The organism is Paenibacillus sp. FSL H3-0286, assembly GCF_045040705.1.
GTDB lineage: Bacteria > Bacillota > Bacilli > Paenibacillales > Paenibacillaceae > Paenibacillus_AQ > Paenibacillus_AQ odorifer.
Map to the genome: position 1 here is coordinate 4288170 of NZ_CP150285.1, position 14496 is coordinate 4302665.

Sequence of the window (14496 nt, forward strand, 5' to 3'; positions counted from 1 at the left end):
AAAACCATCAGATTTACTCTGACGGTTTTTTTATTTTGCTATAGAAACGATACGCATTCAAACTAACTTATCTGCTGCTCGTTTTTTGTCTTCCTTTTGTGAACCACTCGGACTTTGGCTTCAATGGAGGGTTAGACTTAGGTTTTGCTTTAGCTGGTTTAGATGCCGCTGATTTTGTTGCTGCCGGTTTTGTTGCCGCAGGTTTAGCAGTTGCTGGTTTGGAATTCGACGGTCTGGAAGACGATGGTCTCGAAGCTGCTGCTTTCGAACCTGACGGTTTCGCCGAACGATCTGTCTTCATTTGCGTTTTACGAGACATCGGATAAGGATGGTCCTTAACTTCCGGAATCGATTTTCCAATCAATTTTTCAATATCTTTAAGGAAAGGAAGCTCTTCAGCTTCGCAAAAAGAAATTGCCGTTCCGCTCAATCCCGCTCTGCCTGTACGACCGATCCGGTGCACATAGGTTTCCGGAATGTTCGGTAAGTTGAAGTTGATTACGTGAGACAGCTCATCAATATCAATTCCCCGGGCAGCTATATCCGTAGCTACGAGAACACGAGTCGCACCGCTTTTAAAATTCCGCAAGGCGTTTTGGCGATCATTTTGAGATTTATTGCCGTGTATGGCTTGAGCAGCAATGTTCACTTTAGCCAGATCGCGGGTAACACGGTCTGCACCACGTTTGGTACGAGTAAACACCAAAGCTGAGACGATGGATTTATCCTGTAACAGCAGGTTCAATTGGTTTTGCTTATTTCCGTTCTCTAATAAATAGATCGATTGATTGATTCTATCCGCAGTAGATGACACGGGTGTGATTTCTACCTTCACTGGATTCACAAGCAATGTTTTGATCAATTTAGAAATCTCAGTTGGCATCGTTGCCGAGAAAAACAGAGTCTGCTTCTTCGTAGGCATTTTGGCGATGATTCGTTTCACATCATGAATAAAGCCCATATCCAGCATCCGGTCAGCTTCATCCAGAACTAAAATTTGTACATATTGCAGATCTACACGTTTCTGATTGATCAGGTCGATAAGTCTACCAGGGGTAGCAATAAGAATATCGGCACCTTGATTCAGTGCGCGCTCTTGCACTTTCTGTGACACACCGCCAACAATGGCAGCTGAGCGGATATCTGTATATTGGCTATACGCTTTTATGTTATCAGCAATTTGAATCGCTAGTTCTCTTGTCGGTGTTAAAATCAACGAGCGAATGCGTCGCACATTATTGGATTTGTTTGGGCTCGATTGTTCGCTTAGCAATTGAATAATAGGCACGGAAAATGCAGCTGTTTTTCCTGTTCCCGTTTGCGCGCATCCAAGTAAATCTCTACCCGCTAATACAGCTGGAATCGACTGCTCCTGTATTGGTGTAGGTGATGTATAGTTTTCTTTGCTTAAAGCCTTCAAAATTGCAGGCACAATATTCAGTTCATTAAATGTCATTGGGTCTCCTTAATTTCTAATACATATATTCTTAACAATAAATCCTTTTGTCACGTCATAAACCATAATCATAACACAATAAGTTACATAATAATAGATTTTCTTTATCATCACACCAATTTTCATTAATAATCCATTTCAGGATACTATCCGTTCTGCTCTTACAAAAATATTTTTACTAACCGTAAAATACTCCTTCTCAATTTATCCTGCGGCGTATCTTTTGAAGATCCTGTTGATCCTGCTGAGACTGCTGAACCTGCTGAGCCTGCTGAGTCTGCTGAGTCTGCTGAGTCTGCTGAGCCTGTTGAGCCTGGAGACTGCTGAGCCATCGGACTCAGACGCCCTTATTTTGAAAATTCGTGGATTTTGGACATGCTATCGGACTCAGATGCAGTTATTCACACCTTCGAAGCCCAATTCAGTACAAATATAAGGCAATAAGAGCTATGCAGTCCGAAACCTTGGCAAAATAGATCAAAATGCTGAAATAGCTGCAATACAGTCCGATAAGTACAAGCCGCCGGTTAAACCACGCAATCCTTACAGCACGCCGATCAGACACACATTCCTTATAGCACACAGATCAGACACACAATCCTTACAGCACGCCGATCAGACACGCAATCCCTACAGCACGCAGATCAGACACGCAATCTTTACAGCACGCAGATCAGACACGCAAAAAAAGCGGAGGATTTCTCCCCCGCTTCTTATCTTTGCTATAACTATGATGACTATTCTACGATTTCAGCAGTATCGCCGTTGTTGGCACCTGCAGCGTTAGCTTCGTCAGTGTCAATATGCATATCCAGTTTAAAGCTGTCTGATACGCGTGCAATTACGTTCTCCAATACGAGACCACGTTCGCCTCCGAGGCGAACTTTAAGCAATTGCTTATCAGCAATGCCCCAAGCTTCAGCTTCAGAAGTATGGAAATGAATGTGACGAGCGGCGATGATAACGCCTTGTTCCAATTCTACTTCGCCAGCAGGTCCTTTAAGCGTAATGCCAGGTGTTCCATCAATATTTCCAGATTCGCGAACTGGAGCTTTCACGCCAAGTGCGAAGGAGTCAGTACGGGAAATTTCTAATTGGGAAGCCGGACGAGCAGGTCCCAAAATTCTTACTTTGTCAAATTTACCTTTGCTGCCGATAACTGCTACTTGCTCATTTGCTGCAAACTGTCCTGGTTGAGAGAGGGGTTTGAACTCCGTTAGTTGATATCCTGGGCCAAACAAAGCCTCCACATGCTCTTGCGTAAGGTGAATATGTCTAGCCGACACACCTACGGGTACAGTCTTACTCATAGTAAAGTCACTCCTTGTATTTTCTCTAGTATCTGTACAAGCCATTAACCATTATACATCTTCTTAACCAAAAATAAAAAGCCCCACATCATAACGAGGGCCTTTTTTTCGACAATTCATACTTTTAGAGCAGGATTGTCATGATTTAGACACCTGAGAAGGTAAGTTTGTGCGCAGGTAGGAGACCGCATTCTCATATAACCAACCTTTTACGGAAGCTTCTGGATAGTAACGAAGCAGGTGCTCCGCGAGCTCAGGGTATTTTCCCGGATGCTCCATGTTCTCTACCCAAGTGTCAATGCCGTCAAAATCCGAACCAAACATCATATGTTTCTCGCCACCTAGACTACATACATGATCAATATGCTTTAATAAATCATCCATACGAGCTTTTCCATCATCACATACAAACCACGGATAAAAGGTCAGGCCCATTCTTCCGTCCATTGCAATCAAAGCTTTAATCTGTTCATCATTTAAATTTCTAACATGCCCACAGATTGCTGCTGCGTTCGAATGGGAAGCTATAAACGGACGTGTGCTTAAGTCGGCTAGCTCCCAAAAACCTGCCTGAGACAAATGCGACACATCAAGCAGCATTCCACTGTCGTTGCACCATTCGATCAGCATTCGCCCTTTTTCCGTAAATCCGCCGTTGCGCTGCTCCAGAACACCGTCCGCTGCCCAATTGGCATAATTCCAAGTGATTCCCAAAAACCGCACGCCAAGCTCAAAGCAGAGCTGTGCATAAAACAAGTTCCCTTCTAGACCGTCTACACCCTCCAGAGAGAGCATTCCCCATGGGGATGCTCCAGCTGTTCGTTTTCCTACCTCCTCCTTCCAACGCAGCCACTGAAGGCTCTCTGCGCCTATTATTTTTTGCCGGAACAAATCAATTTGTCCTAAAACATTCTCAAAGCTAGGTCTTCCTCTACTTGCCGAAAGGTATATTGCAAAAATCTGCAATTCCACACCGCCCGCTACCAGCCGCTCTCCGGTAACATCCAGCCGAGGATCATTCTTAAAATCCATATCTGGTGATGCTTGCATTTTACTCAGCACATCACAATGAAAATCCGCAACCTGTAGCTTATCGGTTCTCATCCCAAGCCCTCGCTTTCATGCAGCCCTATTCCAGATTCTATGCTTAAAAACGCCAGACTATATACGAAAAGCAAAAAACCTGTTTACATAAGTAAACAGGTTCATCCGTTCTATGCTTCTATTATCTGGGTTCTACAATCAATTTAATCGCGGTTCGATCCTCTCCATCAATCACAATGTCTGTAAATGCCGGAATGCAGATCAAATCTACTCCGCTTGGTGCAACAAATCCCCGGGCAATGGCAACTGCTTTGACTGCTTGATTCAGTGCTCCAGCTCCAATAGCTTGTAATTCGGCCGATCCACGTTCACGAAGAACACCTGCTAAAGCGCCGGCGACGGAATTTGGATTGGATTTAGCTGATACTTTTAATACATCCATAGTAAGTACCTCCCCTGGGAAAATAATGGTGTTCTTCCACTACTTTAGATGTTATTCGCGAGAGAAGAAATAATTCCTTCTTTTTGCGGACTACTCTGGAGAAAATGGTACAATAGATACTCTTTTTCGATATAATAAATATCACACTTTACCCTTATTCGGCGAAATTACCCGGAAAATCACTTATCTTATCCTACTACTAGCTCATTACCCATTCATCTTCACGTAGCCGTATTTTCTCCAGACGGGTAGCCGCGCCAGTATTCTCGTCTAACTCTGCAAATAAACCGTGAAGCTGCCATTTGCCTTCATCAACAACAAATCGTGCTGGAAGCTGTGTAGTGAACTTATAAAGTACTGCATCTCTTTCCATACCCAGAATCCCTTCGCTTGAACCAACCATGCCCGCATCGGTCAAGTAAGCCGTTCCACCCGGCAAAATCACATCATCATTCGTCTGAACGTGAGTATGGGTCCCTACTACAATTGATGCGCGACCATCCATGAAATAGCCCATGGCGATTTTCTCAGAGGTAACCTCTGCATGGAAATCAACGAGAATGCATTTATGATCTCTACGTAGCTCTTCCACAATTTCTTCACCCACACGGAAAGGACAATCAATCGCAGGCAAAAATGTACGGCCTTGCAGGTTAACTATAGCTAGCTCTTTGCCGTTACCTTTAACAACTGTATATCCTCTTCCCGGTGTTCCTGGAGGAAAATTAGCAGGACGGATAATCCGGGCCTCATCGTCGATAAACTCGAAGATGTCCTTGTTGTCCCATGTGTGATTACCCATGGTGATTCCGTGAACGCCCCAGTTAAAAAATTCATTTGCGATCGCTTTAGTAATACCTCTACCGGCAGCAGAATTCTCACCGTTAACTATGATTATATGTGGTTGATATTTGCTTTTTAATGAGGGCAACATCTCCCGAAGTGCCTTCCTACCTACACTACCTACGATATCTCCAATGAATAGTACTTTAATGTTTTTCTCCTCCTAATCTTAACCTCTGCATCTAACGGATAAGTCTTCATATTTAAAAGAAAAAAGGCCCCGCTTAGGGGCCAATTTTCATCAAATATAAGAAAGTATAAGTTATATCTTATCCTTTAACCTTATATTCCTAGCAGAAACATGTACAAGGAAACGATCATAAATATCGTTATTTCCGAAGCGTATGTTATCTACTTATTGCCTATTTAGCGTATTCAACAGCCCGTGTCTCACGAATAACGGTAACCTTGATATGTCCTGGATAATCCAGTTCACTTTCAATCATCTTCGTAATATCGCGAGCAAGACGGAATGCCTCTGCATCGTCAATCTTCTCTGGCTGTACCATCACGCGCACCTCACGGCCCGCTTGAATAGCAAATGATTTCTCAACGCCTTCGAATGACTCTGAGATTTCTTCCAGTTTCTCTAGACGTTTAATATACGTTTCCAGTGTTTCACGGCGAGCACCAGGTCTAGCAGCCGACAATGCGTCAGCGGCACCAACCAACATAGCAATAACCGAGGTAGCTTCGCAGTCTCCATGATGAGATGCGATACTGTTGATAACAACCGGATGTTCTTTATATTTCTTCGCTAGTTCAACGCCGATCTCAACATGCGAACCTTCCACTTCATGATCCAGCGCTTTGCCGATATCATGGAGTAATCCTGCACGTTTTGCAAGCACGATGTCTTCCCCAAGCTCACCGGCCATCAGTCCTGTTAAATAAGCAACCTCCATGGAGTGCTTCAATACATTTTGACCATAGCTTGTACGGAATTTCAGACGCCCCAGAATCTTGATCAAATCTGGATGCAAACCGTGAACGCCCACTTCGAAAGTAGCTTGTTCACCATATTCCCGAATCCGTTCGTCCACTTCTTTGCGGGATTTCTCCACCATCTCTTCAATACGAGCGGGGTGAATACGTCCATCAGCCACCAATTTCTCAAGTGCCGTACGGGCCACTTCACGGCGGATTGGATCAAATCCTGACAAAATAACTGCTTCCGGCGTATCATCAATAATGAGGTCGATACCTGTAAGAGTTTCCAAAGCACGAATATTACGGCCTTCACGACCGATAATCCGACCTTTCATCTCTTCATTCGGCAACGTAACAACTGAAACCGTTGTTTCCGCTACGTGATCAGCTGCACAGCGTTGGATAGCGAGTGTGATGATTTCACGGGATTTCTTATCCGCTTCTTCTTTCGCCTGCTGTTCAATTTCTTTGATCATTTGTGCCGTTTCATGGCGAACTTCTTGCTCAACATTGCTAAGAATGATACTTCTTGCATCTTCGATGCTTAAATTGGAGATACGTTCCAATTCAGTGACTTGGTTTTTGTAAATAACATCAATTTGCTGTTGGGTTTCATCAATTCGTTTCTCTTTGTTAGCTACTTGTTCTTCTTTTCTTTCAAGCGATTCCATTTTTTTATCCAGAGATTCTTCCTTTTGCAGCAAACGTCTCTCTTGCCGTTGGATTTCATTCCGACGTTCACGAGTTTCTTTCTCAGCTTCAGTACGGATTCTATGGACTTCGTCCTTAGCTTCCAATACTGTTTCTTTCTTCAGCGCCTCAGCGTCCTTCTTCGCATTCTCAACGATGACAACGGCTTCTCTTTCTGCGCTTTGGATTTTAGCTTCTGCAAGGGATTTACGAATAAAATAACCGAACCCAAAGAATATTGCAGCTACAACGAGAACGATAATGACCCAGATCCATGATTCCAGCATCTGTTCACCTCCTCGTTGGTTCCTCTCCAAGGTATATCCCTGGGAATTGTGCAGTTGTTTAACTATCCGTTCATCACCATACAAAAAACCGGTAAACAACCGATTGCCATACTGCACATGCTGCACATGCACACTGCCCGCCTTATCCGGCGATTACATTTCATATGAGTTGTACGTGAACCGTTTAAAACAGTCTCCTTTTTGGGAAGGAAAAAGGATTCTAATTTTATGCCGATTCATGTTATATTTTATTATTTATAAAAAGACATTGTCAAGAGAGTCGATATACGCATTAATGTCAAGAGAATCAGTGATTCTAGTAAAAATCCTCATCTTCACCTTCATAATTGTCTTCCGCAAGTAAAGTATTGATCACTTGGCGAACCATATCGCCCGAAAATCCACGGCGCATAAGGAAGGCTCCAGTCTTTCTTCGCTTATCTGAAGCTTCTCCACGGATGAGATTCCATTTCTTGCGCCCAGTTTCGAGTGCGCTCTCCAGCTCTTGTTCAGGAGTAATATTCTCCAAAGCTTCCGATATAAGGGTTTTGTCTATCCCTTTCTCACGTAGCTCTTGTCGAATCCACATCTTCCCTTTCCGCTGGTTCGCTATTCGTTGCTCTGCCCATTGCTTAGCATATAAAGGGTCATCAAGAAGTCTTTCCTCCTGCAGCCGCTGCACCACTTCCGCAATAATAGTCTCTCCTATTTCCTTCTGGCGTAAACGGCGAGTCATTTCCATAGCGGTGCGTGGTTTACGTTCTAGATAACGGAGGCCTTCTACATAAGCTCGTTGACGCTCATCAGCTACAACAATTTCCACCAAATCAGCCTTCATAAAAGAATTACCAGTAATCATTCGATATTTAATCATGACGTCCTCGTGCACAGTCATGTTATATGCTCCGAAATGTATGATATAACGGTGGTCAGATTTCTTTTGACGTTCTACTTTAGTGATCTCTAAGAGTTCTCCTTCAGGAAAATCAGATAACACCTGCTCATCTTGTTCTTCTGCTTCAAAATCCAGTTGTATTACCATAGTTGTTTGTCACCTCGTAGCAATAGATCGGTTATCGTCTTACTTTCGTTACTTGTTAAGAAAAGACACCCTGCAACAATCAATCACAGGGCGTCCTATTGCTTAATATACTATTCGATTTCGAGAAGCAATTTCTCTTCTTCTTCTTGCTCTGCAATAATATCTTCATTCTTCGGCGCAGCAACAATAGTGGATAAATTACTTGCTTCACGGATCTTATTCTCAATAATAAGGGCAATATCCTGATGTTCCTTCAAAAACTGTTTAGCATTCTCACGTCCTTGACCGAGACGCTCGCCTTCGTAGGAATACCATGCACCACTCTTATTCACGATATCCATTTCAGTACCGATATCTACAAGACTTCCCTCTTTGGAAATCCCTTCACCGTACATAATATCAACATCAGCCTGTTTAAAAGGAGGGGCTACTTTATTCTTCACAATCTTGATCTTAGTACGGTTACCAACCACATCGTTCCCCATCTTGATGCTCTCTACGCGACGTACATCTAAACGTACAGAAGAGTAGAATTTCAATGCACGACCACCCGGAGTTGTCTCAGGGTTACCGAACATAACACCGATCTTCTCACGAAGCTGGTTGATAAAGATAGCGATCGTATTGGATTTGCTAATGGCACCAGAAAGCTTACGAAGTGCTTGAGACATCAAGCGAGCCTGCAATCCGACGTGGGAATCACCCATATCGCCTTCAATTTCAGCCTTAGGTACCAAAGCAGCAACGGAGTCAACGACAATAATATCAACGGCTCCACTACGAACGAGTGCTTCGGCGATTTCCAGCGCTTGTTCACCCGTGTCTGGCTGAGAAAGCAGCAACTCATCGATATTTACGCCCAAGTTACGTGCATATTTCGGATCAAGCGCATGCTCGGCATCGATAAATGCAGCTTGTCCGCCTTGTCTTTGCACTTCTGCAATAGCATGAAGAGCAACTGTTGTTTTACCTGAAGATTCCGGTCCATATACTTCAATAATACGTCCCTTTGGAAGTCCGCCTATACCTAACGCAATATCAAGTGCCAAAGATCCGCTAGGTACAACTTCCACTTGCATATGCGTGGATTCTCCCAGTTTCATTACCGAACCTTTACCAAATTGTTTTTCTATTTGACGAAGCGCCATATCAAGCGCTGCACGACGATCTGACAATCAGACCACTTCCTTCACTGTTTATAGTAATATAATAACGTGTTTTTAAGGTCTTGCCAAGCTTTTTTTCGAACATACATTCGTTTTTTTTGTCTTGGGCGTTATTTATCCCTTTTATTGTAAGCCTCCCTCCGGAGATAGAAGTTAATTAAATTCCCCACTTCACCGGACATCAACGACTTATGATCATGAGTAGTCATCGTGATCAAAATCTCTGCAAATATACAAAAAACCGCAGCAAAGAAATCTCAGTGCCACGGTTCTTCCGTATGTGTTTATTATAACTGGGCTAATCTCCCATTACAAGTCTGAACCCTCAAGAGGTGTCTCCACCTTGCGTTCCTCAAGTCTCCGCCACAGACGATACAGCAGAGCCTTTACAGTACGCAACCGGATATTTTCCCGTGTACCTTTAAGATTAAGCTCATAGACCTCTGTCTTACGTCCCCGTTCAGCCAAGCCGATAAATACAAGTCCAACAGGCTTGCGCTCAGAATAACCCGGTCCAGCCACACCCGTAACAGATAAGCCGAAATCGCTGTCTGCAATCATTCTCACTTGGTCAGCCAACACCTCGGCAACTTCTCGACTTACGGCTCCAGGAGCATTGGGTCCCTCCAAATAAGCACTTGGCACATTCAGTAGCTTTTTCTTTAGGTCATTCGAATAGCAGACGATTCCGCCGGCAAACATCGATGCACTGCCTGGAATATTTGTTATGCTCTCCATCAGCAAACCTCCGGTGCAGCTCTCTGCCGCACTTAAGGTCAGGCCGGCATCCGCCATCCAATCCACAATCAATTGCTCCAGCGGCACATCAATGTTCGCATACAAATGTTCCGGCAAAATCTCCTTGATTTGTTGTTCCAGTATCTCCAGCTTTTTTGTAGCTTCATGCTCAGAAGGGGCCTTTGTCGAAATACGAACAGTTACCTCTCCCTCTTTGGCATACGGAGCAATCGTTGGATCAGTCTGACTGCGAATCAGTTCGATGAGCTTGTCCTCCAGCAGTGATTCTCCGATGCCGGCAAATTTGAGCATTTTTGAATAAAGCGGTGTTTCGTTCGTCAAGGCGTGCTGCTGTAGCCACGGTACTGCTTTATCAACGAACATCGGTTTCATCTCACGAGGTGGACCTGGAAGCACAATATAATATTTCTTCTCATGCTCAAAAGCAATCCCAACCGCAAGACCGATTTCATTCGGCAACGGTGTAGTTCCTTCAATTATAAGTGCCTGTTTGCGGTTATTTTCGGTCATAACGATCTTACGATCATCAAAGAAACGTTGTACATGATCCATCGCCAAACGATCAATATGGAGCGTTCTACCTAGCGATGCAGCCAGTGCGTCTTTAGTCAGATCATCCTCAGTGGGGCCAATTCCGCCCGTAAAGATAATAACGTCAGCCCGACTCTGAGCGATCTCGATGGCTTGCTGTAGGCGGCTGCTGTTATCACCGACAACGGTTTGAAAGTATACATCGATCCCGATGGCAGCTAGCTCGATAGACAAAAACTGGGCATTACTATTCACGATTTGACCGAGCAAAAGCTCTGTCCCTACTGCAATAATCTCCGCTTTCATACCTGGCTTTCGCCTCCTCGTTATAATGTAGGTACACTGCTTTTGGATTTCAAAAAAGGTAATAGGTGCTTCACCTATTACCTTTCCTTGTATATCCAGCTTACATGCTTACGCATTATGCAGCTGTAGCAGATCCTTATTCTTCACAAAATAATCAATTCCAGAATAAATAGTGATCAGCGCTGCGGCCCAAATAGCAATATCGTCTACAGGAATACTGACAAATTGAAATGGGAAATTATTCAACAACAGCAGTGAGATCGCAACAATTTGTACAACCGTCTTTATCTTGCCCCATTTGCTGGCGGCAACCACTTTTCCCTCTAGCAATGCAATCTGGCGAAGTCCGGTGACTGCAAACTCACGACTGATGATTACAATAGCAATCCATGAATCGCATCTGCCCAGCTCCACAAGTGAAATCAGAACTGCAGATACCAGCAGTTTGTCCGCAAGTGGATCAAGGAGTTTACCGAGATTGGTGACCATATTATATTTCCTAGCAATGTAGCCGTCTATTCCATCCGTGCTGGCCGCAAGCAAAAAGATTACAGCTGCTACCAAATGATTAACAGATAGCTGAAACGAGCCCCAATGTATCGGTTCTGGATAAAAACTGAAATCCACCAGTAAAAAAAACATCATAATCGGGATCAGGCAAATACGAGCTAGCGTGATGCGGTTGGGCAAATTCACTGAAGTTTTCCTCCCCTAAATCGTTCATACAAATTGCCTAAATCAGGCTAATCCATTTCTACTTAAGCAAGTATATTATAGCAATAAATAGGTGTCAAAAAAACAGAAAGCACCCCGCGTTGTTAGTGCTAATAAGCACTGCGGGGCACAAAATTCTATTTCATGTTCATGAATTGTAGATCCAGCGGCAAATCAGCTTTACGCAAGATCTGAATAATCTGCTGCAAATCGTCGCGGCTCTTACCGGTCACACGAATTTGATCCCCTTGGATCTGGCTCTTCACCTTTAATTTTGAATCACGGATCAGAATATTAATCTTTTTCGCATTCTCCTGATCAATGCCTTGCTTAAGCCCTAAACGTTGACGTACAGATCCCAGGGAGGCCGGTTCTACTTTACCGAAATCCAGATTTTTTAGGGTAATGCCTCTTTTCACCATCTTTGATTGTAAAATATCAATAACAGCGTTGAGCTTATATTCGTCTTCAGAGGCGATTATAAGTGCGTCTTTCTCCAGCTTCAGACTGCTTTTGCTGTTCTTAAAATCAAAGCGGTTGTCGATCTCTTTCTCTGTTTGGTGAATAGCATTCGTTAACTCCTGCATATCCATTTTGGATACAATATCAAATGAACATTCTGAACTCATTAAACTCCACGTCCTTTATACAATTAGTCTGCTACTATTATAAGAGAATGGTACTATTAAGTCTAATTTTGGATAAATCATTATGTAGCTCACCCGACATAGAAAACAGCCCCACTAAGTGGAGCTTTTCCTTCGAGTGAGTTTGGTTCAAAGGGTAGAAACACGTCTCCACCGGAAGTACGCCGTTGGAGACGTTCATTTCTACAGCTTCTATCTGCTTCGGACCGGATTACGAAACATATCCAGAATTCCTAGCACAATATGTGCAATACCGAATCCGAGAATTCCGTATCCCCAAGCACCTGGTGTCAAATAGTATCCGATGAGACTGACAACAACCCCAAGGCCAGCTACAATCCAGCTAACTGTCATAAGATGTACACCTCACTTTGGCTAAAACTGAAAACATTCTTATGTTCTCCCTAAAGCCAAAGTCTATACATCCTATTTGTTATTCGCCTGTCCCTTCACTTTGGGTACCTTCACTTCCAGAACCGTCGTCAAGATTAAGCAGGAGACGTGAGGACGTCTTCTCATCCGTGATTACTTGACCATTTACGGTAATCTCAGTTGCTGGGGAATACCCAGACTTAATATACATGCCTTCACTGCCCAGAACGAAGCTCATAGTTTCTCCTGCTGCTGTATTTCCGAAGGAGAGTTTTTCACCTTTGGAGTTCTCGCCTTTGTAAACTTCAAGCCAGCTTACTCCGGATGCAACAATCTCAACCTTAACTTCGCTTCCGGCAGGAGCTGAAACCTTAAATTTCGTTGTTTTGCCTGACTTCCCATCTGGTGTAACCGTGATAGATTGAGGAGACGGCGTTGGTGTCGGTGTTGGCGTAGGCTCCGTAGTTGGCTCAGTAGTTGCTTCTGCACCTGCCGAGGAAGTAGGCGCTACTACACCGCCTCCTGATGCGGGTGGAGATGTTTGTGCTGTATTAGGATCCTGCACATTATTGGTGATATTTGTTTGATCAACTTGATCAGGGTCTGCTTTGTTTAAACTAGAAGCATAAATGTAAATCACTACAATAATCAATATAGGGAATGTCCACATCAGCACCGTTGGCAGCCATTTTGCATTCCGTTCGGTTTCGGGTCTACGGCTGCGCTTTTGAATCACCGTCTCCATGGTCGTGTCTGCGGGTGGTGCAGGTACGTTCCCATGCTCCTCGAGCAGTTCGTCAGGACTCATGCCTACTGCTTCTGCATACGTTTTGATAAACGCCCTCACATAAAAACTTCCTGGAAGCACCTTGTAGTCTCCAGACTCGATGGCTTCCAAATACTTTTTGCGAATTTTTGTTACTTCCTGGACATCGTCAAGACTCATCCCTTTTTGCAGACGTGCCTCTTTCAATTGCCGGCCCAGTTCCGACATACCATCACCTCCTGTAAGTTCTATGAATGTAAACTTCCTTAACCAGCTTTATAAAAAAACATGCTCGGAAGTGTATTCTTCATCGTTTGTGTTCTATAAATCATCACTGTAGCTCGTCGTAAATGACTCGTACAAGATTTCTTCCGTTGGATTATTCCGCAGCTCAATAATAATATCAAAGTCATCATAACTATACTCAGATTCGCGTACGAAAATATCTGGATGCTCAATAACCTTTGTGCTTGGCATGCTCATAACATTTTGCAATAAATTATAATGTTTCTCATTAGAGCGGATCGTACTAACTATACCATCAATTATAAATACATTATGTGGGTTCATCTCATCTTCAGCCAATTGACTGCGCACCGTCTGCCGCAATAATGTGGAGGAGACAAATGTCCAGCGTTTCATAGCACAGACACTGCCAGCTATAATGGATTCCGTCTTTCCTACACGGGGCATACCACGAAGTCCTATAACCTGATTCCCATCTTTTTTAAACAGCTCACCGAGAAAATCAACCAATAGACCTAGCTCATCGCGGGTGAAACGAAACGTCTTCCGATCATCTGAATCCCGTTCAATATATCGCCCATGGCGCACAGCCAGCTTGTCCACGAGCCTTGGAGACCGCAGAGCTGAAACTGTAATATTATCAACTTTTTTGAGCATTTCGCCCATCAGCATAATTTTCTCATCATCATTGGTCTCCAGCAACATTCCGCGAGTTTTTCCTTCAACTCCATTAATCGTCAGAATGTTAACTTCCAGCATCCCTAACATTGAAGCGATATCACCAAGCAGACCGGGTCTGTTCTTGTGAATCTTGTATTCCATATACCACTGTTTATATTCCACTTGTACACCTCATAGATTCCTTTTCCCTACCCTTTGCCAATACAGCAAAAAAAGCTGCCCCGGCAAAGCGGTCTTTTACACGGGTCATGTTAATGATATATA

General features: G+C 43.7%; 15 protein-coding genes. All 15 read right to left on the reverse strand.

All coding sequences use genetic code 11. The features are described from left to right. Positions 1-67: 67 nt before the first annotated feature. Complete coding sequence (locus MHB37_RS19220; protein ID WP_081383205.1) at positions 68-1456, reverse strand: DEAD/DEAH box helicase; 1389 nt, start codon at positions 1454-1456, stop codon at positions 68-70. A 161-nt stretch (positions 1457-1617) separates the two neighbouring features. Continuing rightward, positions 1618-1788, reverse strand: coding sequence for a hypothetical protein (locus tag MHB37_RS19225; protein ID WP_405168379.1), 171 nt, complete (start codon positions 1786-1788; stop codon positions 1618-1620). Positions 1789-2193: 405 nt separating this feature from the next. Then, positions 2194-2766: a phosphate propanoyltransferase gene (pduL, locus tag MHB37_RS19230; protein WP_076301617.1), complete on the reverse strand. Its 573-nt coding sequence runs from the start codon at positions 2764-2766 to the stop codon at positions 2194-2196. Between the two features lie 138 nt (positions 2767-2904). Beyond that, positions 2905-3870, reverse strand: coding sequence for a dipeptidase (locus MHB37_RS19235; protein WP_076182593.1), 966 nt, complete (start codon positions 3868-3870; stop codon positions 2905-2907). Positions 3871-3991: 121 nt separating this feature from the next. Beyond that, a complete protein-coding gene (locus MHB37_RS19240; RefSeq protein ID WP_019910496.1) occupies positions 3992-4252 on the reverse strand; it encodes a stage V sporulation protein S in 261 nt (86 codons plus the stop codon). 199 nt (positions 4253-4451) lie between these two features. Beyond that, on the reverse strand, positions 4452-5246 hold the full coding sequence (locus tag MHB37_RS19245) for a TIGR00282 family metallophosphoesterase (RefSeq protein ID WP_076100408.1): 795 nt from the start codon (positions 5244-5246) through the stop codon (positions 4452-4454). Positions 5247-5457: 211 nt separating this feature from the next. Further along, on the reverse strand, positions 5458-7002 hold the full coding sequence (rny, locus tag MHB37_RS19250) for a ribonuclease Y (RefSeq protein ID WP_370510565.1): 1545 nt from the start codon (positions 7000-7002) through the stop codon (positions 5458-5460). A 316-nt stretch (positions 7003-7318) separates the two neighbouring features. Then, positions 7319-8044 (reverse strand): regulatory protein RecX, encoded by a 726-nt coding sequence (locus MHB37_RS19255; protein WP_248548830.1) that lies wholly within the window; start codon positions 8042-8044, stop codon positions 7319-7321. Between the two features lie 110 nt (positions 8045-8154). Further along, positions 8155-9219: a recombinase RecA gene (recA, locus tag MHB37_RS19260; RefSeq protein WP_076127879.1), complete on the reverse strand. Its 1065-nt coding sequence runs from the start codon at positions 9217-9219 to the stop codon at positions 8155-8157. A gap of 300 nt (positions 9220-9519) precedes the next feature. Continuing rightward, a complete protein-coding gene (locus MHB37_RS19265) occupies positions 9520-10806 on the reverse strand; it encodes a competence/damage-inducible protein A (protein ID WP_036688393.1) in 1287 nt (428 codons plus the stop codon). Positions 10807-10914: 108 nt separating this feature from the next. Beyond that, positions 10915-11502, reverse strand: coding sequence for a CDP-diacylglycerol--glycerol-3-phosphate 3-phosphatidyltransferase (gene pgsA / locus MHB37_RS19270; protein WP_036688397.1), 588 nt, complete (start codon positions 11500-11502; stop codon positions 10915-10917). A 155-nt stretch (positions 11503-11657) separates the two neighbouring features. Beyond that, positions 11658-12149, reverse strand: a complete 492-nt coding sequence (locus MHB37_RS19275) for a YajQ family cyclic di-GMP-binding protein (RefSeq protein ID WP_076127877.1) — start codon at positions 12147-12149, stop codon at positions 11658-11660. A gap of 210 nt (positions 12150-12359) precedes the next feature. Next, positions 12360-12521, reverse strand: coding sequence for a hypothetical protein (locus MHB37_RS19280; protein ID WP_169744781.1), 162 nt, complete (start codon positions 12519-12521; stop codon positions 12360-12362). A gap of 79 nt (positions 12522-12600) precedes the next feature. Further along, positions 12601-13533, reverse strand: a complete 933-nt coding sequence (locus MHB37_RS19285; protein WP_340392173.1) for a RodZ domain-containing protein — start codon at positions 13531-13533, stop codon at positions 12601-12603. A 93-nt stretch (positions 13534-13626) separates the two neighbouring features. Then, positions 13627-14394 carry a DUF3388 domain-containing protein gene (locus MHB37_RS19290; RefSeq protein WP_036688406.1) on the reverse strand — a complete coding sequence of 256 codons (768 nt, stop codon included), beginning with the start codon at positions 14392-14394 and terminating at the stop codon, positions 13627-13629. Positions 14395-14496: the final 102 nt, after the last annotated feature.